This window comes from Rickettsia hoogstraalii (assembly GCF_000825685.1).
Taxonomy (GTDB): Bacteria; Pseudomonadota; Alphaproteobacteria; order Rickettsiales; family Rickettsiaceae; genus Rickettsia; species Rickettsia hoogstraalii.
Genome location: NZ_CCXM01000001.1, coordinates 443725 through 467647, shown reverse-complemented (window position 1 = coordinate 467647; position 23923 = coordinate 443725). Strand labels below are relative to the sequence as shown.

Genomic DNA, 23923 nt, shown 5'->3' with positions numbered 1-23923 from the left:
AAGAAACATCAGGAAGCTCTTTCTTTATTAGAACAAGTATATGATATGAATAAATCGAGTAAAAAAGAGGAAAATCAAGTATTTGGACGAATTTTTACCAAAAAATCAAGAGCAAAGCTAGGACTCGGTGATGTTACCGAAGCTCTAGAATATGCCAAAAAAGCTAAAGCAATTTTCTTTAATGATCCAACTAGACCTAATAATTATTATATCACCGGATATAGATTTGGCAAAAACATTCTTTGCTGAAGGGGATGCACTAGTGTTACTTAATCAAAATGAGGAGGCGGTAGATGCTTATGCTACTGCTGAAAATATATATTGGAATAACTATAAAAAAAATATGAAAAATGTGTATGAAATAAGTAATATGTATTTTGCAGCCGCTAAAGCTAGTTGCACTTTACCTAAGAAATTTTGGTATGAAAAATTCCGTAATAATCAGATAGAAAAATTCGGAGCTGATCATCCGAATAGTATTAAAATTTTAAACCTTAAATGTGATGGTTCAAATTAGCTAGAATTTTTTCTGATTAGTGCAATAAAAAAGCCGAAAGCGGTAAGAATAATTCCAAGCCAAATAAAGCTCATCATTGGCTTATAATATATTTTAGCATGAATTATATCGCCGTCTATATTACTTAAAACTGCGTAAAGATCATATGATAAGTAAGAGTATATATCACTTTCTTGCGATAAGCTCTTCTCAACTATATAAAGCCTATTTTCTGGCTTTAATATAGTTATATTACGGCTATTATCCTCAAGCCAAAATTCAGCGATTTGTCTATAATAATTTTTACCTTGAGCAAACTTAATATTTTGCAATGTTATTTTAAATTCGTTAAATGTTTTACTTGTTCCTACTCTGCCGGTAAAATCCATTTCACTTTGTAATAATGCATTCGTTGTAATACTAAAGCTAATTAGTGCAAAACCAAAATGCCCAAGGATCATACTAGCAGCACTTGCTTTAAGTCTATTTTTAAAATAATTAGTTTTAATCAAAAGACAATGAACATTATGAAGCATCAAAAATATAGATGCGATTATAGTTAAAATCGATATAACACTAAATGTTACTTTTAATGATATTAAATAAGTAATTATTAGAGATAATATTAGAATTATAATATGTTTTTTAATAGAGCTTCTGGTAGTAAATAATCCTATAGTACAAAGAATAGGGATAACGAATATAATAAAATTATTAACAAAAAATGTTTCACTAATAATAATAGGTTTATCGTCAAATAAAGAGTAAATTGGCGGGTAAAGTGTGGCAGCTATTAGCACAATAAGGCTAAGTAGGAAGAATATATTGCCGAGGGTTATACCTGTCATTGCGAAGCCACGATAGTGGCTGTGGCAATCTCGGTTAGTTTCCTGAGATTGCTTCGTCGATGCTGATGCACCTCCTCGCAATGACGTGGAAGTATACAACCCAATACTACCAATCCCCATAACCAAAAATATTCCAAGCAGGTATATTCCTCTCTCAGGTGAGAATGCAAAAGAGTGAATTGAAGTAATAAAACCGGAACGTACTAAAAAAGTACTAAATATTACTAATAAAAAAGTAACGATTGATAAAATTATCACCCAGTTTTGCATTCGGTTTGTTTTGGTAGTAACTATTATAGAATGATGTAGCATAATTCCGGATAACCAAGGAAATAGCGAAATATTTTCTACCGGATCGAAAAACCAAAATCCGCCCCAGCCGAGTTCTCTATATGCCCACCAAGAACCAAGGCTAATTCCTATGGTAGTAAATAAGATACCGATATTGGAAAATGTTTTGAGAAGTTTTATGTCATTCCCGCGTAGGCGGGAATCCAGTAAAAATTTTATAAAAGAAGCAATGGATTCCCGCCTACGCGGGAATGACATAGAGGCACAAACAATAGTAAACGGTACGGCGTAGCTAACATAGCCTAAATAAAGCAGCGGAGGATGGATGCTCAAAGCAATATCTTGTAGCATCGGGTTTAGTCCAAGCCCCTCTTTAGGAGCGAAAGAAAACACGTTAAAAGGATTGGAGGTAAAATAAATAAAACTGCTAAAAAATAATTGTATAGCTGATAGAATAATAATAGATAAAAATTTAAGTCGGTTATCTTTAAGTAAAAATATATAACAGCAACTAACGATTTGTAATAAACAAAACCATAATAATATTGAGCCTTCGTGGCTCGACCAACTACCGGCTATTTTATATATTAAAGGTTTTAAAGTACTAGAGTTTAAAAAGACATTTTGTAGTGAAAAGTCAGAAATAATAAAAGCATAGACTAGGGTAAAAAAGGCAAGTATAGCACATGAGGCAGCTATGTAGAAGGGGTAGCAGATATTCGTCATTGCGAGGAAAAACTGTAAGTTTTGACGAAGCAATCCAGTAAAGTTATTTTTTCTAGATTGCCATGCTCCTTTTAGTCGCTCGCAATGACGCCTTGATAAACCAACAACAATCGACATCCCGCTTAAGCACATCGTTGTTAGCAGTAAAAAATTACCGATTTCACTCACTGCTTATTGTTTTCTCGGTAGTAAGTAATACGGTAATTTTTACGCTATCAATCTTATTGGCAATTTTCTTTAAAATTATTATTTTAAAGTTAAATATTTCAATTACTTCTCCTTGATTTGGAATTCTAGCAATTTTATGGATTATTAATCCTGCTATAGTGTTTGCATCCTCATCCGATAAATTCCAATCAAGTTCTCGGTTAATATCTCTAATAGTTGTAGTTCCTTTTATAATGAACTCGGTATTAGACTTCTTGATAATTTCATTATTAAGTCTATCATGTTCATCGGTAATAGGTCCTACGATTTCTTCTATAACATCTTCAAGAGTAATAATTCCCTGTAAATCACCATATTCATCTACAACACAAGCAAAATGATTATTACGTTCTCTAAATGCATGTAGCTGGTCTACTACAAGTGCGTTCTCAGGGATAAACCAAGGTGGAGTTAGAAGTTTATTAATATCAACTTTTTTTGCATCATTATTATTTTCGTATAATGCCTTAAGCAAATCTTTTAGATTGAGAATCCCTGTTATATTATCTCTATTATCTTGCCATAAAGGTATACGTGTATGAGCGCCCGATAATAAAGTTTTGATTATCACTTCATGAGGTAGGTCGATATTAAGGGCTATAATACTACTTCTGTGAGTCATAATTTCCGATACCGTCATATTACGTATATCTAATATCCCGCCGAGCATATTACGATCGGATTTATAAACTCCGCCTTCTTGGTGGTAATGCTCAATCACGCCTCTTACTTCTTCCGTTCCTGATATTTGAGGATTTAAATTAATACGAAATATGAAGCAAAATATTTTTGTAATGTAATCAAGAGCAATATTAATAGGTTTGAAAAGCTTTAAAAATATTACGATAGTTGAAGCCATTTTTAATGCTAATTGTTCAGGTTTAGCAACGGCTATTGCTTTCGGTACTACTTCGGCAAAAACAATAATTATAAAAGCCATAACGCCGGAAGCAACAATAGGTCCATTATCTCCAAGAAAGCTAATAAAGAGAGTAGTAGCAATAGTGGTACAAACTGTATTGATTAAACTATTACCTATTAATAAAGTTCCTATGACCTTTTCTTTTTTCTTAAGAACCTCTAAAACTGTTTTAGCACGCTTATTACCGGCGATTTTAAGCTTATGAATCTTCCCCGGCGAGGAGGCGGTAATAGCAGTTTCGGTAGCAGCAAATAAAGCAGATAAGGCAATTATTATTATAATAACGATCACAAGTATGGTAGTCATTTTTGTTAAATATAAATTAACTATAAATAATTATATTAGGAATTAGAAATTTTGCCTAATGTTTTTTTATTATACTAAGATAGAACTTCAAAAATTGGCTATGTCGTAGAGCTGCGGTACTCACGTATTAAGTCTACGATCCTCGTCTTGTGGATTTCTTGCTCTTTTTAAAGTTGTATCAAGTATACTACTTATTCTTATAAGAGTATATTAGAGTCGTCTAGAGTGATCATTTGTTTTTTGATTCTTCACTAATTCTTGAAATTTATTACTTGATTGCTGTACAGAATTTGTTTTTAACGGTCTCACGATTTCTTGTGTTTGCTGTTGCATTAATAGTGTATTAGCTTGAGCCTTTCTTAAATTTATACCCTGTCCTTTAGATTCTTCAGTAGTTAGAATTTTTTGACCTTTAGAAAATTTTATTGCACTATCGCATACGAAAACTCCGCAATCATAAGCGTTTTCTTGTTGTTTGGTGTTTAGATCTATTATTTTTGCACCGGGATAAACTTCGTTAATATATTCTGTTACTTTTGGACGAGTTTCTAATGGCTCACCATAGGGGTCATTATAAATAAAGTTTATATTACCTTTATCATCTTTACTAGCTGCCAAGAGTAACCAATGTTTATGTCCTGTATTTAGTGGTATAATTGCAGATTTGTTATCTAATAGTAAACCCTCTCCTGTAGCATGAAGAGTATCTTTTAGTATTTCCGGCTCTTCTAAAGAGGCGTGATGAAATATAGAGAATTTATTCTTATCTATATTTGCTTCCAGTATATTTTTTATATCATCTTCAGTGTATAAATACTTAGGTTGTTTTATATTTTCTGTATTATAAATACCGGCTTGAGCTTCAGTATCTTCAGTATTTATAACCGGTGATGATTTTTTTTCAGGTATTTTTGGTTCTATTAGCGATTTAATTAATTGTTTTTCTGCTTGCAGAGATTCTTCATACATTTTTTGTGTAATTCCTAGTTCTTCCCATGGTTTTGTATTACTCACAGAAGCTTGTTGTTCCGGTTGAGTTATAGAAGGGACAGCAACTACTTGCTGTTCTTGCGTCATTGCTTCCGTAGTTAGAGTTGTTGATTCTTGAGTTTTAGGTTCTTCTTTATTGCCAAATATTGTTTCTTTAAAACTAGTTACTATATCTTTAAAATAGTTAAAAACTCTTCTAAAAAAATCTTGCTGTTGTGGTTGGTTTTCTTGTAGAGGTTCATATGATGTTGTTTGTTCTTTTTGTATATCCTCAGCTCTATCTTTCATAACTTTCTTTGTATTAAAATTAAAGTCAATAGGATTTACCTCAGCTTTATCTAAATCTTTTTGAAATTGTCTAGATATTTGTGATACATATTTTTTAAAGTTTTCAGCAGCATTATTTGGATCTTTTAAGATTTCATTAATTTCAAGTTTCAATCCGTAAATTTGATCTTCAGAGGTAATACCGAATTTAGCAGTGATAAGATTTGTTGCTTCGTCTGCAGAAAGAGGCCAAGTTTCTATAATTACTCTACCACCTTGATTTTTAGCTGTTTTTATGAGTTTGTCTAATTTTGCTTTGTCAGGTATCGTACCGGATAGCAACTGGTCAATTTCACGATCATATACAAGATTGTTAAAAACAGATGTTACTAAACTTATATCCGTAATTGTAGTGGTTTTATCTTTTGGTACTATACCATCGGCTATAGCTAAATTTTGATCTGCTTCATTTGTGAAAAAAACATGATCAACTTTTTCCATAATTTGCTTCCAATAAGCTTCTAGCTCAGGATTTTGGGTTAATGAATTATATTGATCAAAAGTAATAGTAGTTTTTATATTTAAATTTTGCGAATTAATTAAATCTTGTACCCGAAAAATTGGTTTTACATTATTATTGTTAAGTTGAATGTTAAAAATCGGTGTTTTGCCCTCTTTGCGGGATTTTTCTAAGATTTCCGAAAAAATACGTTCTTTATCGGATATATGTGATTCTTTATTAACTTGAAGCGGGATAATAGGTAGTTTATTTTGAGCTTCCTGATTGTTTATTCTTTCTAATATCTGATCTTTATTGCCAAGTAAAAGAGTAAATATAATAGGCTCAGCCATTATTACTAACCTTTATTAAAAGAATATTAGGTTCTGTGAAAATTTCTAATTGATTTACTATTTTGGGATATTTTTAGCGAAAATTAATAAGATTTTTGATAAGATGTTATTCATATTTCAAAAAAATCTTATAATTTGCAGCAAAAAAGAGCCAAAATTAAATCTTTTTAGAAATTTTCACAGAATCTATATATAATTATTAGAATTTTTGAGCTTTAAATCAAGCTATATTTAATAATCCGTGCTTTAGCTTATATAATTTATCCATTTTATGTGCTAACTCATGGTTATGTGTTACCATAATAACTGTGGTGTTTTGTTCTTTTGCTACTTTTAAAAATAAATTAAATACTTCATTTGTAGTTTTGGGATCTAAATTACCTGTCGGTTCATCTGCTAAAATAATTTTTGGCTTATTAATTAAGCTCCGAGCTATAGCGACCCGTTGTTGTTCTCCTCCCGATAATTCTCCGGGCATATTATAGAGTTTTTTCCCAAGCCCTAAATCATCTAATATCTTTGTTGCATCTTCTATTGCTTCTTTTTGATCAAGACCGCTAATAAGCCTTGGCATAATAACATTTTCAAGAGCGGTAAAATCTTTAAGTAAGTGATGTTGTTGATAGATAAAACCTAAATAATGAAGACGAATGAGATGATATTTTTGATACTTGCTATTTGGTATGATGACTTGACCGTTTGTAGGTTTATCAAGCAAGCCGGCAATATGCAGTAAAGTTGATTTGCCGCTACCTGAAGAACCTATTATAGCGATTAATTCACCCTCATTAACCGTTAAATTAAGATCATCGAGTACTCTAACAATAGTTTTGCCTTGGCTGTAATGTTTTGAGATATTTTTTAAAATGAGGACTGTATTATTCATATCTTAAGGCATCCACGGGATTTAATTTTGAAGCTCTATAAGAAGGATAAATTGTCGCAAGAAAACACAATATTATAGATAAAGAGGTAATTAAAATAATATCCTCAGCTCTTACTTTTGAAGGTAAACTATAAAGAAAATAAATAGCTGCCTCAAAAATTTTAGTACCTGTTATACGCTCCAAATAATTCTTGATAGTTTGAATATTATAAGAGAAAGTAACACCAAGGATTACACCTAGTGTTGTGCCAAGTAATCCTATAAACATTCCGTTATAGATAAAAATAAGCATTATTTGCTTAGTGCTTGCTCCCATAGTTCTAAGAATTGCAATATCTGAAGTTTTATCTTTAACAAGCATAAATAAGCTTGAAATAATATTAAATGCGGCAACCGTAATAATTAAAGATAGAATAGTAAACATAGCAGTACGCTCAACAGCAAGGGCACTTAAAAATTGTGAATTTAAGGTTTGCCAATTAAATACATATAGGTTTGGACCTAATAATGATTGTATTTTATATGAATATGCAAGAGCTTTATCGGGGTCTAGACTATTAATTTCAATTAAATTAATATCGTCGCCGAGAGATAAGAAATTTTGTGCTGCGGTAAGCGGCATTAATACCGTTGTCAAATCATAATCATACATACCGCTATTGAAAATTGCGATAATTTTAAATTCTTTTGATCTTGGCATACTGCCAAAGGCGGTAGAAACTGAATTTGGTGAAATTAATCTAATCTTATCCCCAATTGTTACGCCTAAATTACTTGCTAATTGTTCTCCGAGTGCTATTACGTTTTTGCCGTGAAAATCATCAAAACTACCGAAATTTATATTTTTAAAAATTTCATTTCTTAAACTTAGATCCTTTAATTTCATACCTTTAACAAGCACACCGCTGTTATTACTTTTACCGAGAGCCAAAGCTTGACCGTGAGCGATGAATGTTACATGCTTTACATAATCTTGCTTTAGGAGTTTGGCTTTAATCTCTTCATAGTTATCAATACTACCGCCTTGCCGATTTATTACTATATCCCCATTTAACCCAATAATATTTTTAGTAAGCTCTATATGAAAACCGTTCATAACGGACATGACTACTATCAATGCTGCAACGCCAATCATTACGCCTACTAAAGAAAAAGCAGAAATAATAGAAACAAATTTTTCGTTTTTCTTAGCTCTAAAATATCTGAAAGCTATCTTGAAAATAAAATTGTTATTGATCATTTTTTTACATCCAAACTGTCATTGCGAGGAGCGAAGCGACGCGGCAATCTAGTTTTTATTTCCTGAGATTGCCACGCTCCTTGTAGTCGCTCGCAATGACGAAACAAAGGCCTCTACACTCTATCAGAAATCTCAAAGACTTTATCGTACTTAAATAATTTAGGTAATGTTACTAACCCAAATAGTGTAACAATGGATATAGTAATGCCAAGAGGGGTAAAAGTACCGTTATATAAAAATCCTACTAATTGCAACCCAAATGCCGTTAAAATCAATCTAGCCACAGTAAACATAGCTGTCATTCGAGCTTTGCCGTCCGGAATAGCTTCTAAAAGCAGCGGCCATAATATGTTAATCGGATATATCACGCCAAGAGATAATAATAAAGTAACTATTGTTATGGTTAAAGGATTATTAATATTATATACAACTAATATGCTATTTCCTAGTAGGAATAGTATTATAAATATAACTCCAAAATAGAAGCAATTTTTAATACCGAATTTTTTAAAACAATAACCGCTTGAAAAGCTCATAATTGAGAATAGAGCCGCCATTGCTCCTTGATAAAGTCCGAAATATTCTAAAGTTACACCTAAATCTTGCATATATAAAATAGGAGCAATCCCAATAAATATCCAATATCCTTGTGCAAGAAATATCATTGTAAGTATATAATATATAGCTTTTGGCGATTTGAATATAGGTATATATTCTTTTAAAGAAATACGTATTTTTTTATTAACTTCTCTTTTTGGAATAAATAATATGCCAAGAATTAGACTAATCAAACCTACTATAAGCAATAAAACAAAATTACCACGCCAGCCCCAAAATAAATTGACGTAGCTACCTATAACCGGTGCTATTGCCATAGAAAGGGCAATAGTGCCGTTTAAAATACCCATTAATCTCTGCTGCTCTTGTACCGAATAAATATCGGCAAGAACAACATATACTAGCACTGCAACCGATGATATCCCGCATCCTTGCAAAAATCTTCCAAATAATATAGCTTCATAATTATTTGCAAATACACAAAATAAACTACCAAGATTAAAAATCAGTAAACCGAGTATAATAATCGGTCTGCGTCCGTACCTATCTCCTAAATTACCAACTATAAGCGAAGTAATACAATAAGCGGTTAGATTTACACCGAGTAGTAGTTCCGTCATAAAAGTTGAAAGGTTGAATGTATCTTGTATTTCAGGGAAGCTTGGAACGAATAAATCTATTTCCGCTCCAGCGAGTATTTCCATGACGATTACGGTAATAAGTAATTTCATAAGTAATTGTTAGTTTTAGGTTGCGTTGACGATGTCATTCCCGCAAAAGCGTATAGGTGTCAACTTAAGGCGAATCTCACTAGGTGTCATCCCTGCGAAAGCAGGGATCCATGTTAAAATCTTTAATTTTAAAGATTTTTTATTATATTTTTTAAAAAGCTCGATTATCTCGCTTTATGCTGGATTCCCGCTTTTGCGGGAATGACATAGAGTCTTAAGTTGACACTCATGTGCTTCCGCAGGAATGACAATCTATTATTTTACTAAAGAAAGAATAAATGAATATTTATACTCGTCTAGCAATTTTTATTTATCAATGAGTATATACATGACACGATAACAGGAAGACTGAAAAGAAGTGAAAGCAGAAACTTTTAGTGATATATGTTAAGAATAATTATTTCTAACATATGGAACTATTAACAAAATAAATTTTAAAGCTAATTAAATTTACTTTTGCTGTAAATTATAAAACTTTTTTGAAATAGGATTAACTATTCCTTCAAAAATCTTATTAATTTTCGCTAAAAATTCTTTTTAATTATCAATTAGAATTATTTTGTTAACAGTCCCCTATCAATTTTAAAAATCAATTAAAATATTACTGATTAATTCCTAAAGCTTGTTTTTGAGCATCGGTAGTATTTTCCATTACCCACTTTTGGACATCAGGACTTAACATATTATACTGATCTGCTGTTAAACTAGCAACCCAAGCTTGTTGATCGTCAGTACTCATAGCTTGTATTTGGGTTGTTGTAACTGAAGCTGGGTCAGGCATTTGCATTGATGAAGCAAATACTGGGCTTGCGAAAGCTAGAATTAATAAAATCTTTAATAAATTTTTCATTTTGTAAACCTTTTTTGTTTTGTAATTATGATTATAACAAAGCCACAGCAGCTTTCAAGCTAAATTATATTAAACATTTAAATTTTTTTATACTATAGAACTTTTATTGTAACAAATATATCAATTATATACTGTATTGTCATGCCCGTGAGGTATTGTTGAGTGGACCGGCTTATCCGTCATTGCGAGGAAATTGCATAGCAATTGACGAAGCAATCTAGTAAAAAATTCTGATTTACAGAATTTTTTTAATCTTTTCCTAGATTGCCACGCAGTCTACGACTGCTCGCAATGACGGGGTGGTATCCACGCAACAATGACATATCCCTTTATATTGTTAGTTGTTCTCTGCAAATATTACGATAGATTTCTGAGTTTTTAGATAAATCATTATGTGATCCTTCAGCGACTACTCCTCCTTTATCTATCACTAAAATATAATCAGCTGATTCTATACTACTAATCCGGTGGGCAATTGATATAATAATTTTCCCTTTCATTATTTCTTTTATAGATTCTAGTAATTTCTGCTCGCTCATCGTATCTAAAGCACTCATTGCTTCATCAAGAAGTAAAATTTGTGGTTTACGTAATAATGCTCTAGCAATAGCTATCCTTTGTTTTTGTCCTCCTGATAATCTAACTCCTCTCTCACCGATTTTAGCATTGATACCGTCATGAAGTTTAGCAGCAAATTCTTCTATTCCCGTAATTTTTATTATCTCATTTATTTCGTCGTCGCTTGCTTGCGTATTACCGAATATAATATTGGACCTTACAGTGCCGGAAAAAATGTTAGCTTCTTGGGGAACATAGGCAATTAATTTACGAATTTCAGCAGGATTTGAAAGAGTTATATCTTGATTGTTAATAAGGATAGTGCCGCTTTCTTGCCGGTAAAAACGCAGCAGTAACTGCATCAAGGTACTTTTGCCTCCGCCTGATCTGCCTATAATACCGATAAATTTATCGGCATTTATCTTCAAAGACATATTATTAATAATCCTTAAATTAGGTCTTGAATGATAGGTAAAATCGACATTTTTAAATTCTATCGAGATTGGATCGGAATTATTTAATTCTAAATAATTATTATGTGCTATAGGTGTCTTATCTATAATTGTAATTATTCTCTCAAGGGCTGTAACAGGTAAATGCACTTCGCTTAGTAGCTCAAAAATACCGCCGCTACTAAAGCCGGCAATAATAGCATAATAAATAAACGAGATAATTTGACCGGCAGATAAATTCCCTTTAACTATATCCGAAGCTCCAATCCAAACAACTAAAGTAATTGCAAGAAATATAATTGCTATTGAAATCGCAAAGAATAAAGCACGAATTTTTAAACGGGTTTTGCAGTATGTTAAATAATTTTGTAGTTTAGTATCAAAATCGGCAATTTTATTTGTTTGATTGTTAAAAGCATAAATAGCTCTAATATTATTAAAAGTTTCATCAATATCCGATGCTAAAAGTGACTTAGATTCTAGAGCTTTTTTAGATAAAGCCTTAACATGCTTGCCGAATTTAATTAAAGGAATTAATAAGATAGGAATGGTAATAATTACTATAGAAGCGAGTTTAAAGCTTTCAAAAAACATTAAAGTAACGCCGCCAATTAGCATCACTGAATTGCGAATAAAAAAAGATAAGAAATTAACTATGAGAGTAGATATTTGATCTATATCATTTGTTAGGCGTGAAGTTATATCGCCGATTTTTAGTTCTTCAAACTCTTCAATTTCATAATTAATTAAATTACTATAAGCTTCTTTTCTTATTTGATTAACTGTCTTTTCAGCAACATTATTGATAAAATATGAACGGAAAAAACTAGCAATACTTAAGATGATAATTAATAAACAAATATATAATATAGATTTATCAACCGATAAAATATGGTCTTGGCTTAAGCCGTTATCAACTAAATTTCTAAAAACACTACCGATTAGTAATAATGAAGCTGACACGCTAAGTAAAGAAATCATAACGATGATCAAGTCTTTTTTATAGAACTTTAGATACTTAATCAGTCTATATAAAAGTTTGATATCCATAAGAAAAAAATGTCATTGCGAGTGACTAAAAGGAGCGTGGCAATCTCAGGACGTTTGTACTAGATTGCCGCGTCGCTTTGCTCTTCGCAATGACGGCAACAACCCCAAAATATGGGGCGAGTGACGGGTTTCGAACCCGCGACCCTCAGAACCACAACCTGATGCTCTAACCAACTGAGCTACACCCGCCATAAATTAACAACGTAAATTTAGATTATCAGAAGGATTTAGTCAAGAATATTTAGGAGTAATAAGATTTATTTTTGGAAAATACGTTTTATATCGACTTACATCTCGTGTTAATAAGTCTATCTTTAATATACTTGCATGAGCACCAATAAAAAATCCGGTAATATTGAATTTTTAATACCACCGTTCAATTTATATTTTTGAAAGGCTTTGCCTGCTAAAAACAATGCTTCTGTAGACATGGGGGTAAGTTTAAAAAAATTTTCAGTTATTGTAGCTTCTAACTCTTCTATTCTTTTGAACCCAATTGATATTTCAGTATAAATAATATCATTAATTATAAGTTCATGAAATTGCGAAAATAATTTTATTTGATCTGAAGACCACTCATACCAATTATTATCAAAAGTTATAATATCTAGTATTTATATTGCTATCGACTAAAATCATGATCTAGTTAATTTCATTATTTCATCGGTAGACATATTTGATGTACTCTTACCTGATAATTGTTGTATTAATTTTATACCTCTTTGATTGGAATTTTTTTTCTTTTTTAATAAAAACTCCATCTTTATGTAAAACGAAAGAAATTTCAGTATTAGGCAGCATTCCTAATTTACTTCTGATATTAATAGGTATGGTAATTTGTCCCTTAGTAGATATTTTCATAATTATAAAATAATTTTATCATTAGAATTATAGTATACTAAAAGTAAGAAATTTACAAGTAAGATTCTTACCCTACGTTTTTTAATTCTTGAATAATTTTTTAGTTCATAATTTTATTTAATTACAATATAGTTTATATATAGACAAACTGAATATACAAGATGAAAACAAATGACGCATTTGACGGGTTTACTATAGAGCTTTTTAAAGATACGGATGGAGATTGGCTAGCAAGATTTGAAGAGCTACCGAACGTATCGGCTTTTGGCAATTCGCCTGAAAAAGCACTGCAAGAATTACAACAAGCTTGGACTTTAATGAAAGAAAGTTATATAAGTCATAATCAATCTATTCCCTTCGCTCCGTTTAGGAAAGAGTATAGCGGGCAGTTTAATGTTAGAGTAGATAAACGTGTGCATCGAGCTTTAGTACTTGAAGCACTTAGAGCAAAAATTAGTTTAAATGCTCTAGTATCTCAAAAATTAACTTTATCGGTAAACAATGAAAAAAGCAGTTATTTTAGTTAGCGGCGGAGCAGATTCTGCTACGGTTCTTGCAATAGCAAGAGAAATGGGTTATGAAATCTATGCTATGAGTTTTAATTACGGACAACGTAATAATGCAGAGCTTCGGAAAGTTAAGGAGCTTATAAAAGAATATAACGTCAAGCAGCATAAGATTGTTGATATAGATTTACGAGCTTTCGGTGGTTCTGCTTTAACCGATGATAATATAGATGTTCCGCATTATCACGATGTAAACGAACTACCTGAAGATGTGCCGGTTACTTACGTGCCTGCTCGTAATACGATATTTTTAAGTTATGCACTAGGGTATGCAGAAGTAATAGGAGCAAAAGACATTTTTATAGGTGTGCATACAAGCGATTCGGCAAATTATCCTGATTGTCGTCCTGAATATATTAAATCTTTTGAAAAAATGGCAAATTTAGCAACCAATATGGGAATACAGGGTAAAAAAATTACTATTCATACGCCTTTAATTGATATGACTAAAGAGAAAATAATTAGAACCGGCCTCGAACTTGGTGTAGATTACAAAAATACTATATCATGTTATGAATCTACTGAAGATGATTCATCTTGCGGTAATTGCCTTGCTTGTATGATAAGGCTTGATGCTTTTAAAAAGAATAATATACAAGACCCGATTAAATATGTATGATAAATAGAGAATATTTATATGCTCCTTTTCCTGTACTTGATTTAAACGATATAGTTTTACGTGCGTTAGTCGAAGATGATGCACAAGATTATTTTAATTATATGAGTAAGTCGGAAATGGATATTTATATAACTGATAGTAATAGACCTAAAGACTTAGAAGAAGCTAAGGAAGAAATACGTTATTGGTCTAGTTTATATAAAAATCATAGAAGCTTTTATTGGGGAATTGCCCTTAAAGACGATAATAAATTGATAGGTACAGCAGGGTTTAATATAATAAATCTAGAGCATCATAGAGCAGAAATAAGTTATGATCTAGATCCTAATTTTTGGGGTCAAGGTATGATGTTAAAATCTATAAAGAATATTTTAAAATTTGCTGATTATATTGGTATTATAAGAGTACAGGCAACAGTAATTACTGATAATTTTCGTTCGATTAATCTTCTTGAGAGATGCGGTTTTGCTAGGGAGGGAATCCTTAAAAAATACGAAATAGTTGCAAATGAGCATAAAGATTATTATATGTACGCAACAATGCCTTGCGAGCAGCCGTAGGCTGCGTGGCAATCTCGTCAAATATCTTGAGATTGCGGACGTACAATTACTTTGTAATTTCCGTAGCTTATGACGATAATAAGAATTGTTAAAATAAACATAAAAAAGAAAGTTAATGGTAGTAGAAGCTGATAAAAAAGAATTGATTTGTTCGTTTTGTAGTAAAAAACAACATGAAGTAAAAAAACTAATAGCAGGTCCTGCGGTATTTATTTGTGATGAATGTATAGATTTATGCACGGATATTATGAAAGAAGAAAGTAAAGTTGCGTTAAAGCAAATTACTTCTTCAATTCCACCGCCGCAAAAAATATGTGCAATTCTAAACGATTATGTAGTTGGGCAAGACCAAGCTAAAAAGATTTTAGCAGTAGCGGTTTATAACCATTATAAGAGACTTGAATATGTACAATCCGGCAATAATGACGTTGAGCTTAATAAGTCGAATATTTTATTGATCGGTCCTACCGGCTCAGGAAAAACTTTACTTGCGCAAACGCTCGCTAAAATTCTAGATGTACCTTTTACTATGGCAGATGCTACTTCCTTAACGGAAGCCGGTTATGTCGGTGAAGATGTTGAGAATATATTACTACGCTTATTGATAGCAGCTGAGTTTAATATAGCAAAAGCACAAAAAGGTATAATTTATATTGACGAGGTTGATAAAATTGCCCGTAAATCGGAGAATCCTTCTATTACACGGGATGTATCGGGTGAAGGAGTACAGCAGGCATTACTTAAAATTATGGAAGGAACAGTTGCTTCCGTGCCTCCTCAAGGCGGTAGGAAACACCCGCAACAAGATTTCGTACAGTTAGATACTTCAAATATCTTATTTATTTGCGGTGGTGCTTTTATGGGGATTGATAGCATTATAACCGCAAGAACTAATCATAGTTCTATAGGCTTTGCAGCTAACGTAAATATAGATAAAGAGAAAAATAATAGTGAGATTCTTAAATCCCTAGAGATTGAGGATTTAACTAAATTCGGTTTAATCCCTGAATTTATCGGTAGGTTACCCATCGTTACTACTTTAGATGAGTTAGACAAAGAAGTTTTAATTACAATTCTAACTAAGCCTAAGAACGCCATAGTAAAGCAATATCAGAAACAATTTGAGCTTGATGATGCTGAGCTTGTAATTGAGAATTCTGCACTAGAAGCTATTGCTGAAAAAGCTCTAGCTAAAAAGACGGGAGCAAGAGGACTTCGTTCAATACTTGAGCATCTTTTGCTTGATAGTATGTATAAAGTTGCTGAGCTAAAAAAACAGCGTGTTACTATTACAAAAGAGGTAGTTAACGGCTTAGTAGAACCGATAATGACCTCTCTTATTTCTACAAAATCAAACAAAAAACAACCGATTATTGAAGATATACCGGCGTAAATATGTGTGGATCGTTTTTTCCGTCATTGCGAGGAGGCATTGTTGCGTGGACCGGTAAAACCCACTGTGTCACCTAGTTCGCTTGCTAACTAGGTCCATAAAAACAATAAAAAATACTAATAATTTTAGTATTTTTAACTGGATGCCGTGGTCAAGCCTATAGTACCGGACAATTTTTACTTTATGTCATTCCCGCGAAAGCAAGAATCCAGTCAAATAAAGCTTTTTAAAGCTTTATTTGAAAAAAATTATCTAATAAAAAAATCTTTGAAATCAAGATTTTTTTAGCATAGATCCCTGCTTTCGCAGGGATGACATCGAGAGCTTTTTGAAAATTGTCCGGTACTATAGGTCAAGCCACGGGATGACACCGAATATTTATCCTAAACTAATATTATAACGGTTTAAATACCATTAAGAGAAAAATAATAATCAAACTGATAAATGCTGGCCAGCCTAGGTAGAACCATAATTTAAATAATTTATAATATTTTTCCGGTAGGGGAGTTCTCTGTTTTAATGCTTCAAATGCCATATTTCGTAGTTGAATTTGAATCCATACCACCGGAAGCCAACAACTACCGGCGATTATGTATCCGATATAAGTTAAGATAAGCCATAAATCAGAATAATTATAGCCAAGCATATTTACTAATATTATGCCGCTAATCGGTTGAATTATCACAGTTGGAGTAGTAAAAAGAAGATCAGCTATAACTTGTAGTGCGAGCTGCATATGCCTTTGCATTCAAATCGCCGGTTATATTTGCCCACCACATAAAAAAAGCAGTACCGATTCCAGTACCAAATAAAATGGTAGAGCTAATAATATGAATAGTTTTTATAAAAAGATAATCCATTATTTATCTCGTTCTATCGCCATTAATACTAAAGTAAGTAATATTATTGGAATATTTTTAAATATCGGACCAAGCGGATCTAGCAACAATATTGGCTTAAGATATGTTAATAGTATAGTATAAGCTAGTATTAATAAAATTTGTAAACTACATATTCTACTTATTTTATTTTTGATAATTAGTAGAATTCCAAGAATAATATCTGTAAAGCAGCTTCCATATAATATGTAAGGTGCTATTTGTTTGTCAAATCCTAGTGATATTATAATTTGCATACTAGCATCATAAGCAAAAATGCTTGAAATAATTCCTGTCATTATCCAAAATAGCCCTAAGACAATTTTTATCACAGGTTTTAGAAAATAAAGCCTAGCGTGCCATATGGATTGTACGGTTAAAGGTTCGGTTGCAAAACCTTGTTGCAAGTTTCTAGGGATTATAGAAGTAAAATCGATAAAATCTTTTTTATCAGCAATATTAGGTTGAAGTAACATATTATACGCAGTAGAGTTAATAGGTCCTATTTTTAGAAAATCTCCTAATTTAGCTGCTATTTTAATGAATATTAGAGGAATTTTAATTAGTCTTCCAGGATTAACTCCAAGCCATCTTCTAAATCCAAGCAAGATATCCTTCATGGTAACTATGTCTGGTCCAACTATTTTTAATAATTTGTGGATTTTTCCTTCTCTTTCTATACAGTGAATAATTACTTTCGTTAAATCATCAATATGAATAGGTTGAAATTGTTGTAAACCATCGCCTATTAAAGGAATAAAATACGGTAATGTTGCAAGAGCCCTAAATAGTGAGGTACCACCGTAACAACCGCTTGCGTAAACAAGAGATGGCTGTAAAATCACCCAATCTAGATTTTCTAATTTTTGTAAATATGCTTCAGCTGCTTTTTTAGTTAAAGCATAAGCAGTGTTTTCTTCATCATCTATTTCAAGAGCTGAAATATGAATAATTCTTTTTACGTTAGTAAGGGTACAAGCCTTAAATAGAGCTTTTGGACCATTGACATGAACATTTTCAATATCATTAGCATGACTAGACGTTAATACACCTGATACATTAATAACTATATCTATATTATTTAATCTATTTATCCAGCTTTGTGGGGTTAGGTCTATATTAAAATCACAATATATCACTTCTGCAGTAGGGAATTTTTTCCTGGTAGATTCAACATCTCTAACACAGCATATTACTTCATAATTATTCTTTAATAATTCAGCTGTAATATATGATCCAATAAAGCCGTTAGCTCCTGTTACTAGTATTCTCATTATAATATAAACGATTTGATATTTTTTATATCATTAATTAGATCCTGTTGTAAATAGAAGATAAAAAAGGATATGTTATGTCCACAACTATTGTTTTTTGGTTAAAAACTTTTATACCCCAATACTCTTCTCTCTTATCATAAACCGGCATTGCCCGTGTGTGATTTTAATGTTATCTCATAATAAAATAATTAAAAATTATAAATGATTACATATAAAAGATTTGAATAAATATTAAGAGATTTTTATATTTTTTATTTTAACTTTAATATTTATTTAATTGAAATTATGAGTAATAAACTAGAAGTAATAATAAAATATTATAATGATATATCAAATTTAGGCGTAAGATTATGGAAAACTACTACAGCACTTGCTAGTTTTAATTTAGGTGAGGTATTGAAAATATGGTTCTGTGATAAAAATTTTAAAGATTTAACGATACTAGATCAAAGTTTTATTTATACTCAATATTTAGAAACAATGTTAAGTAAAACAGCTACTACCGGAAAGTATCAAGATCAGAATATTGGTGATTCTCAGTGGGAAAATTGTTTCAAAGAAATAAATAACAGAGATCATTTTTTATGTATGAAGCTACAGGAGCTAATAGGAGTAGAAAACAAGAATATCATTGATTCTATGCTAGATAATATAGGGGATATAAATTCACTAGAGTTTAGTACCCTTGTTACTAAAGCCCAAGGATTTTTAAAAAATAATTTAGATCAATCTGAAAGCTTGATTAAAGCAGCCAAAGAAATCGATGCTATGGCATATCCTCTAACGAGAGAGTATTTTTTATATCGCTTATAGCTAAAGCAATATTACTTACAAATACTTTAAATGTATCTTCCTCTTATGAAACCGAGTTTAATATAGTAAAAAAAGCTCATTTAAATTTTGCAAATTATCTTAATTCATTAGAGCAAAGTCTTATTAGAATAGAAAAAGCTACTGATAAATATAATGAAGATCATAAAATTGCTTCTTGGTTAACTGAAAAATCAGATTTAGTTAGCAACCATTCAGGTAAAATAGCAGCTACTTATGCTGCTCTTATAGCTGGTGTAATTGCTTTACGTTCGTATGTAATTGATGAAGAGGATCCTTGGTATGAATTATGTGCTTTACCGACCACTAGCCTTGCGATGCTACAAATTTTATTATCTTTTCCAGGTACGGTCTTATCAAATAGACAAACTAAAGAGATTAATAATAATGTGTTTCAAGTATTAGAAAATAACAATGAAAATGCTGAAGATATTAAATTTTTATTTGATTACACTCCAAGCTTTGCTAATGATGCCGTAAATACAACTGCGATTTGTTTTAGATATGCTGCTAATTTAGGGTTACAGCCTATCGATTTATTAAATAATGATATTATTAATCGTATAATTGTATATGCGGCTTTGCGATGGTCTGCAGCTGCAGGAGTAGTAGAAGAACAAAGTAAAGTTACAAATTTTATGCAAAATAAATTAATTAAATTTTTGCATGATAAAATTGTACCGGCTTTAATTGAGAATAAGAAATTTACAGCTGAAGAAATTAAACCATATTTTCAGTTACTATATAAACATTCTGAAAAAGATAAGAATACGCAAATAAAACTTCAGGCAATATATAATAAACTTACCAATCAAGATATAGATTTTAACAATATTGAATCAGACATTAGTACCTATCATGGATGGAAGAGTACTGCTATGTGTTCGGCAATAGCCACACTGATTTTAGATTATATCTGTTTTTATTTTCGTAATCCAGAATTAGAATTTTATGAAGATCCAATGTTTTATGCATCAACTTCTGTTAAATTAATGCGTCTTGCTTCTTTATTGGTATCAACATATTGTGGTAATAAAGTTATAGAAAATATCACCGGCGAAAAATTAACTAATGATGTGTTTTTTCAAAAGTTTTACTATAATGATGCGGCAAGATTGACTGTAGCGATAGTACCTTTAATAATGTTTGAGTCTATTAAAGATTTAAAATTCTTAAGTCTTGCAACTTTAATAGATGTTTTAACAACTGCTATATCGGATTTAAATGTTGGTAAGGCAATTAGTAGTGCAGGTAAAAATATTGCTGAGAAAACCGCTACTACCCTTACTTGGCTTAATAAAATTGCCTCAGGCACAAACATGATACAGTTATTGGTATTGATGCTACAGAAGAAGTACCATGCTTAGGTTCTGGGGATATTTGATTAATTATGATTATTCTATTAAATGTCCGAACCTAGGTTAAGATTGTAAAGTTTACGTTATTTAATGTGTTCTTCCCATTTCAAATATAATAGAATCTTCAGAATTAAGTGTTGCATGTATTAAAAAATGCGAGGTGACATAGGATTGCACTTCGCTATGTATAAAAGCTTGGTACATTACATTATCAATCTCTAAAGTAAAGTTTTTGCTATATTCAAGAAGTTTTTGAGCAGCTTTTAAGTGTATTAAATAACCTGTAGTTGTATTAAAGTAACCACCATGACCTATCTTCTTTAAATACGGATTATTGTAAATATTATAAAATATTTTGTTTTTAGAATGTGACAAGAACAAATAAATTAAATCCCAGTCGGTAGGTAAATGCTTAAGCATTGTTAAAAATTTATTACGGAAATCGTCATTTAGTATAGCATCATCTTCTATTATTAGGGCATAAGGTATATTTTCTCTAACCATTTTAAGCCAAATTTCTCTATGGCTACAATAACAACCTAGTTCACCTGCCGTTAAATTATGATTTAATATTTTGCTATCGGAAAAATAATTTATATTTTCTGAAGGACAAAGTACAGTATAACCATTATCAAGGGATAAAAGAGCAGGGTTATTTTTTACATCTAAGCCGGTAAATCTTTTTCCCGCTGTATCTGTTATAGATAAATTATAACCGTCTACTGCACTAAACCTTTCATAGGATAAATTATTATTGTCGAATTGTTTACTAATATTGTTATATCTATCAGTGCTGCGATCTAGATTTACTATAAAAATTTTAATATCTTTTTCTTCAAGTGGAGCAGAGCCTATTTGATAAGTTTTTAAAAATATGAAAATCAATAATAAACAAATAATTATAATTGATATTATAAAAAAATATTTTTTAATTTGTCGCATTATAGATTATTTAATAAAGGTAATAATTTTTTTCTTAATTTTTCTTTTACTGCGATGTAATTATTTTCTGAAGTCGGTACAATCTTATTGTTATATATCTTACAATATTTTTCATCATCTTTATCAACAGAAATAATATAATTATATAAATCTTCTTCTGAGTAATCTTTAGCAAATATTACTGCATTAGGATTTATATCTTTAATATAACTTTTATCTGCATAATATATAGGTACTGCTCCTGCTAAATAAGCTTGAAAAGGTTTTTCGGTAACATACCCTTCTCATATGTTTTATTTTCAAAAGCAATAACAAATTTACATTTAGATAACCATTCACGAGTTTTTTCTTTTGGTATAATTGTAGATTCAGTATTTAAATATTTACCGCCGCTTACTACTTTTTTATATAGCGACAATTTATGAAAAAATCGATTTCTTGCTATGCAACCGTCGTTTTCAGGATTTTCTATACCGTTAGAGACTAAGAAACAAGCAAAATACGGTTTGTTTGGATTGCATTGTGAGCGTTTATATTCAGTACTGACTTCATTAGTAAAATACATATAATATAAAGGTATTCTTATATAATTTGGATGATCTATATAATCAAAACCTATAGATATATCATAATTTTCTAGCTTTGGTCTAAGGGATTCACCGGTAAAAAATATCTTTATACTATCTTTATTACTAATATTTCTTTGACCAAAAACACTATCAATAATAAGGTCATAATTGTCATGATCTATAACAATTGTTCGTCCGTTTTCTTCAATGATTTCTTTTATCAACGGTAGCTCGTCTATTGTAAAGCCCGGCCACATATTAATAAAGCTCACTCTTATAACAAGTTTGTTTTCTTTTTCAGGAGCTTTAATCTTATATAGGCTTACACATAGTAACAATATGGTTATACAAATTATGGAAAGTTTTTTTAACATTAGACTTCTTGCGTAATTAACTTCTAGCGGTAATTTGTACGTCGATCCGATGCTCGGATCCTCACGTAGATTTACTACGCTGCGGTCCTGTGCTTCGTGTCTCCTACAAATTCCTCACTATAAGTTTAATTACGCAAGAAGTCTATTTAAATTACCTATTACGAGAAAAATTTATTTATAATTTTTCTTCTATTTGTGGTGGATTTTCTGCTTCTACTTCGATAATCTCAGATTTAGAGGAAACGATTTGATAACGCTCTAATGCTGCTGGCATGGCTTGATTTCCTGAATCAATGCCGAGTTTTTGAATATTCTTAACTCTCGACATAAAATTACGATTAAACGAGGCAGCAAATTTATCATAATTAGTAACCATATTATGCAGGTTATTACCGATTTTTTGAGAATAATCTGCCATAGTACCGATGGAGCTTAATAGCTTTCTCACTTCTTCAATGATTACCTTATAATTTTCCGAACGACGATGATCGGTAATTTGAAATTTTGCAAATGATAGCATATTCATAAGCCCGGCAGGTCCTACGGGAAAGATATTACAGCTCCAAGCTTTTTGTAAAAATTCAGGGTCGGCTGCAATGACTTTCTCGACCGCTTGTTCAGTTGGCAAAAACATTAAAGTAATAACATTGTTAAAGCTCTGATCCTTTTTGTTTAGATTAGTTAAAATATTTTCGGCATAGTCTTTATTAGCTAGAGATTTTAAATGATAATTCATAGTTTTGCTAAGATTCCCGCTATTATCCTGCTCATCAACTAGAAACTTTGAAGCTTTGGAATCAATGACCATTAAATTACCGGAAGGAAGAAAAATAAGAGCATCAGGTCTTAGCTTTCCGCTATCTGTTGTAGTTAAGCCGTATTGCATAATGAAATCTAAATTAGGACGTAAGCCTGACGATTTCAGGATATTCTCAAGCGTAATTTCAGCAAGTAACCCCGCACCGATAGGAGAAAGTAGCGACTGTTTTATCAAATCAACCGTACCTTTTGATTGCTCTATATCTTTATTTAATGCTCCTACCATAGTAATCAACCGCTCAAATTCGCTATTAAACTTCCCTGAAGCGGTAGCGATATTTTTCTCGGCTAGCTCTCTTGCAGCCGTGTTTTCCATTTTATGAATTTCGATTAATTGCTTGGATAAATCTTTTCCAAGATCAAATAACGCAGCTTTAGCCGATGAAAATGACTCTTCTCTTATTTTTTCCGAATCTTTAATAGTCTGCTCTTGATATTCTACTTTGCACTTCAATTGCTCAATTTTCTGTAAACACCCTATTTTCTCTTGATTCAGTAGTTGGTTATTATTACTAATTTCTAGATTCTGCTCCGATAAGAATTGTAGCTGCGTTTTTAAGGTTTTAGTTTTTATATAAAACCAAATTATTAAAGCTAATAAAATAAGTAGCGTAGCTGCGGTAATAGGTAATAAATAAGGCATAGA

The 23923-nt window shown here is 31.3% G+C and carries 24 protein-coding genes and 1 tRNA gene; 8 read left to right on the top strand and 17 right to left on the bottom strand.

Features of this window, described 5'->3' with window-relative positions; all coding sequences use genetic code 11:
* The first annotated feature begins 45 nt into the window (after window positions 1-45).
* Both BN1174_RS10675 and BN1174_RS02510 read left to right on the top strand, forming a co-directional pair.
* Entirely contained in the window at window positions 46-249 is a 204-nt protein-coding gene (locus BN1174_RS10675; RefSeq protein ID WP_040256249.1) for a hypothetical protein, read from the top strand.
* On the top strand, window positions 227-517 hold the full coding sequence (locus BN1174_RS02510) for a hypothetical protein (protein ID WP_040256247.1): 291 nt from the start codon (window positions 227-229) through the stop codon (window positions 515-517). The genes BN1174_RS10675 and BN1174_RS02510 overlap by 23 nt, the downstream gene beginning before the upstream one ends.
* Here the strand turns inward: BN1174_RS02510 and BN1174_RS02505 are convergent.
* From BN1174_RS02505 to BN1174_RS02455, 10 genes are all read right to left on the bottom strand, one after another.
* Window positions 514-2361 (bottom strand): heme lyase CcmF/NrfE family subunit, encoded by a 1848-nt coding sequence (locus tag BN1174_RS02505; protein ID WP_408005889.1) that lies wholly within the window; start codon window positions 2359-2361, stop codon window positions 514-516. The two genes, BN1174_RS02510 and BN1174_RS02505, sit on opposite strands and share 4 nt — an antisense overlap.
* A gap of 160 nt (window positions 2362-2521) precedes the next feature.
* Complete coding sequence (locus BN1174_RS02500; protein ID WP_040256245.1) at window positions 2522-3796, bottom strand: HlyC/CorC family transporter; 1275 nt, start codon at window positions 3794-3796, stop codon at window positions 2522-2524.
* Between the two features lie 210 nt (window positions 3797-4006).
* On the bottom strand, window positions 4007-5905 hold the full coding sequence (locus BN1174_RS02495) for a Ulp1 family isopeptidase (RefSeq protein WP_040256243.1): 1899 nt from the start codon (window positions 5903-5905) through the stop codon (window positions 4007-4009).
* Window positions 5906-6125: 220 nt separating this feature from the next.
* Window positions 6126-6791 (bottom strand): ABC transporter ATP-binding protein, encoded by a 666-nt coding sequence (locus BN1174_RS02490; protein ID WP_040256241.1) that lies wholly within the window; start codon window positions 6789-6791, stop codon window positions 6126-6128.
* The gene (locus BN1174_RS02485) at window positions 6784-8031 is read right to left on the bottom strand and encodes a lipoprotein-releasing ABC transporter permease subunit (protein ID WP_040256239.1); all 1248 of its coding nucleotides are present in this window, start codon (window positions 8029-8031) and stop codon (window positions 6784-6786) included. Before BN1174_RS02485 ends, BN1174_RS02490 begins: the two co-directional genes overlap by 8 nt.
* Window positions 8032-8144: 113 nt before the next feature.
* The gene (locus BN1174_RS02480) at window positions 8145-9320 is read right to left on the bottom strand and encodes a multidrug effflux MFS transporter (RefSeq protein WP_040256237.1); all 1176 of its coding nucleotides are present in this window, start codon (window positions 9318-9320) and stop codon (window positions 8145-8147) included.
* A 601-nt stretch (window positions 9321-9921) separates the two neighbouring features.
* Window positions 9922-10170 carry a DUF2673 domain-containing protein gene (locus BN1174_RS02475; protein ID WP_011270565.1) on the bottom strand — a complete coding sequence of 83 codons (249 nt, stop codon included), beginning with the start codon at window positions 10168-10170 and terminating at the stop codon, window positions 9922-9924.
* A 329-nt stretch (window positions 10171-10499) separates the two neighbouring features.
* Window positions 10500-12230 (bottom strand): ABC transporter ATP-binding protein, encoded by a 1731-nt coding sequence (locus BN1174_RS02470; RefSeq protein ID WP_040256233.1) that lies wholly within the window; start codon window positions 12228-12230, stop codon window positions 10500-10502.
* Between the two features lie 112 nt (window positions 12231-12342).
* Window positions 12343-12419: transfer RNA gene (locus BN1174_RS02465), tRNA-His, on the bottom strand.
* 498 nt (window positions 12420-12917) lie between these two features.
* Window positions 12918-13091 carry an AbrB/MazE/SpoVT family DNA-binding domain-containing protein gene (locus BN1174_RS02455; RefSeq protein WP_231555758.1) on the bottom strand — a complete coding sequence of 58 codons (174 nt, stop codon included), beginning with the start codon at window positions 13089-13091 and terminating at the stop codon, window positions 12918-12920.
* A gap of 161 nt (window positions 13092-13252) precedes the next feature.
* Here BN1174_RS02455 and BN1174_RS02450 point away from each other — a divergent pair, with 161 nt between their 5' ends.
* From BN1174_RS02450 to clpX, 4 genes are all read left to right on the top strand, one after another.
* Window positions 13253-13618: a toxin-antitoxin system HicB family antitoxin gene (locus BN1174_RS02450; protein ID WP_040256225.1), complete on the top strand. Its 366-nt coding sequence runs from the start codon at window positions 13253-13255 to the stop codon at window positions 13616-13618.
* Window positions 13593-14276, top strand: a complete 684-nt coding sequence (gene queC, locus BN1174_RS02445) for a 7-cyano-7-deazaguanine synthase QueC (protein WP_040256224.1) — start codon at window positions 13593-13595, stop codon at window positions 14274-14276. Before BN1174_RS02450 ends, queC begins: the two co-directional genes overlap by 26 nt.
* Window positions 14273-14836, top strand: a complete 564-nt coding sequence (locus BN1174_RS02440; RefSeq protein ID WP_040256223.1) for a GNAT family N-acetyltransferase — start codon at window positions 14273-14275, stop codon at window positions 14834-14836. The genes queC and BN1174_RS02440 overlap by 4 nt, the downstream gene beginning before the upstream one ends.
* A gap of 115 nt (window positions 14837-14951) precedes the next feature.
* Entirely contained in the window at window positions 14952-16229 is a 1278-nt protein-coding gene (gene clpX / locus BN1174_RS02435; protein WP_040256222.1) for an ATP-dependent Clp protease ATP-binding subunit ClpX, read from the top strand.
* Between the two features lie 394 nt (window positions 16230-16623).
* Here clpX and BN1174_RS02430 read toward each other — a convergent pair whose 3' ends face one another.
* From BN1174_RS02430 to BN1174_RS08490, 3 genes are read right to left on the bottom strand one after another with little or no spacing between them, the layout of a single operon-like run.
* Window positions 16624-16965 (bottom strand): DUF2269 family protein, encoded by a 342-nt coding sequence (locus tag BN1174_RS02430; protein ID WP_269378798.1) that lies wholly within the window; start codon window positions 16963-16965, stop codon window positions 16624-16626.
* Window positions 16937-17089: a DUF2269 family protein gene (locus BN1174_RS12215; protein WP_269378796.1), complete on the bottom strand. Its 153-nt coding sequence runs from the start codon at window positions 17087-17089 to the stop codon at window positions 16937-16939. Before BN1174_RS12215 ends, BN1174_RS02430 begins: the two co-directional genes overlap by 29 nt.
* A complete protein-coding gene (locus BN1174_RS08490; protein ID WP_082022264.1) occupies window positions 17089-18381 on the bottom strand; it encodes an NAD(P)H-binding protein in 1293 nt (430 codons plus the stop codon). Before BN1174_RS08490 ends, BN1174_RS12215 begins: the two co-directional genes overlap by 1 nt.
* 288 nt (window positions 18382-18669) lie before the next feature.
* On the opposite strand from BN1174_RS08490, the gene BN1174_RS12990 reads away from it, so the two are divergent.
* Both BN1174_RS12990 and BN1174_RS12985 read left to right on the top strand, forming a co-directional pair.
* Window positions 18670-19197 (top strand): hypothetical protein, encoded by a 528-nt coding sequence (locus BN1174_RS12990; protein WP_231555757.1) that lies wholly within the window; start codon window positions 18670-18672, stop codon window positions 19195-19197.
* Between the two features lie 335 nt (window positions 19198-19532).
* Window positions 19533-20582, top strand: coding sequence for a hypothetical protein (locus BN1174_RS12985; RefSeq protein WP_231555756.1), 1050 nt, complete (start codon window positions 19533-19535; stop codon window positions 20580-20582).
* A 78-nt stretch (window positions 20583-20660) separates the two neighbouring features.
* On the opposite strand, the gene BN1174_RS02405 is transcribed toward BN1174_RS12985, so the two are convergent.
* From BN1174_RS02405 to BN1174_RS02395, 4 genes are all read right to left on the bottom strand, one after another.
* Entirely contained in the window at window positions 20661-21515 is an 855-nt protein-coding gene (locus tag BN1174_RS02405) for a glycosyltransferase family 25 protein (RefSeq protein WP_040256220.1), read from the bottom strand.
* On the bottom strand, window positions 21515-21745 hold the full coding sequence (locus tag BN1174_RS11510; RefSeq protein WP_231555872.1) for a hypothetical protein: 231 nt from the start codon (window positions 21743-21745) through the stop codon (window positions 21515-21517). Before BN1174_RS11510 ends, BN1174_RS02405 begins: the two co-directional genes overlap by 1 nt.
* A 14-nt stretch (window positions 21746-21759) precedes the next feature.
* Window positions 21760-22458: an alpha-1,3-fucosyltransferase gene (locus BN1174_RS11505; RefSeq protein ID WP_231555755.1), complete on the bottom strand. Its 699-nt coding sequence runs from the start codon at window positions 22456-22458 to the stop codon at window positions 21760-21762.
* 175 nt (window positions 22459-22633) lie between these two features.
* Window positions 22634-23920 (bottom strand): DNA recombination protein RmuC, encoded by a 1287-nt coding sequence (locus tag BN1174_RS02395; protein ID WP_040257913.1) that lies wholly within the window; start codon window positions 23918-23920, stop codon window positions 22634-22636.
* Window positions 23921-23923 lie beyond the last annotated feature (3 nt).

Excerpts from the sequence above, each read along its gene's own strand:
- queC (WP_040256224.1), top strand. The coding sequence starts at position 13,593 with ATGAAAAAAGCAGTTATTTTAGTTAGCGGCGGAGCAGATTCTGCTACG.
- BN1174_RS12215 (WP_269378796.1), bottom strand. The coding sequence starts at position 17,089 with ATGGATTATCTTTTTATAAAAACTATTCATATTATTAGCTCTACCATT.
- BN1174_RS02495 (WP_040256243.1), bottom strand. The coding sequence starts at position 5,905 with ATGGCTGAGCCTATTATATTTACTCTTTTACTTGGCAATAAAGATCAG.
- BN1174_RS02500 (WP_040256245.1), bottom strand. The coding sequence starts at position 3,796 with ATGACTACCATACTTGTGATCGTTATTATAATAATAATTGCCTTATCT.
- BN1174_RS08490 (WP_082022264.1), bottom strand. The coding sequence starts at position 18,381 with ATGAGAATACTAGTAACAGGAGCTAACGGCTTTATTGGATCATATATT.
- BN1174_RS02430 (WP_269378798.1), bottom strand. The coding sequence starts at position 16,965 with ATGCAGCTCGCACTACAAGTTATAGCTGATCTTCTTTTTACTACTCCA.
- BN1174_RS10675 (WP_040256249.1), top strand. The coding sequence starts at position 46 with ATGAATAAATCGAGTAAAAAAGAGGAAAATCAAGTATTTGGACGAATT.
- BN1174_RS02395 (WP_040257913.1), bottom strand. The coding sequence starts at position 23,920 with ATGCCTTATTTATTACCTATTACCGCAGCTACGCTACTTATTTTATTA.
- clpX (WP_040256222.1), top strand. The coding sequence starts at position 14,952 with ATGGTAGTAGAAGCTGATAAAAAAGAATTGATTTGTTCGTTTTGTAGT.
- BN1174_RS02455 (WP_231555758.1), bottom strand. The coding sequence starts at position 13,091 with ATGAAAATATCTACTAAGGGACAAATTACCATACCTATTAATATCAGA.
- BN1174_RS02405 (WP_040256220.1), bottom strand. The coding sequence starts at position 21,515 with ATGCGACAAATTAAAAAATATTTTTTTATAATATCAATTATAATTATT.
- BN1174_RS02490 (WP_040256241.1), bottom strand. The coding sequence starts at position 6,791 with ATGAATAATACAGTCCTCATTTTAAAAAATATCTCAAAACATTACAGC.
- BN1174_RS02470 (WP_040256233.1), bottom strand. The coding sequence starts at position 12,230 with ATGGATATCAAACTTTTATATAGACTGATTAAGTATCTAAAGTTCTAT.
- BN1174_RS02440 (WP_040256223.1), top strand. The coding sequence starts at position 14,273 with ATGATAAATAGAGAATATTTATATGCTCCTTTTCCTGTACTTGATTTA.
- BN1174_RS12985 (WP_231555756.1), top strand. The coding sequence starts at position 19,533 with ATGCTACAAATTTTATTATCTTTTCCAGGTACGGTCTTATCAAATAGA.
- BN1174_RS11505 (WP_231555755.1), bottom strand. The coding sequence starts at position 22,458 with ATGTTAAAAAAACTTTCCATAATTTGTATAACCATATTGTTACTATGT.
- BN1174_RS12990 (WP_231555757.1), top strand. The coding sequence starts at position 18,670 with ATGAGTAATAAACTAGAAGTAATAATAAAATATTATAATGATATATCA.
- BN1174_RS02480 (WP_040256237.1), bottom strand. The coding sequence starts at position 9,320 with ATGAAATTACTTATTACCGTAATCGTCATGGAAATACTCGCTGGAGCG.
- BN1174_RS02485 (WP_040256239.1), bottom strand. The coding sequence starts at position 8,031 with ATGATCAATAACAATTTTATTTTCAAGATAGCTTTCAGATATTTTAGA.
- BN1174_RS02505 (WP_408005889.1), bottom strand. The coding sequence starts at position 2,361 with ATGACGAATATCTGCTACCCCTTCTACATAGCTGCCTCATGTGCTATA.
- BN1174_RS02475 (WP_011270565.1), bottom strand. The coding sequence starts at position 10,170 with ATGAAAAATTTATTAAAGATTTTATTAATTCTAGCTTTCGCAAGCCCA.
- BN1174_RS02450 (WP_040256225.1), top strand. The coding sequence starts at position 13,253 with ATGAAAACAAATGACGCATTTGACGGGTTTACTATAGAGCTTTTTAAA.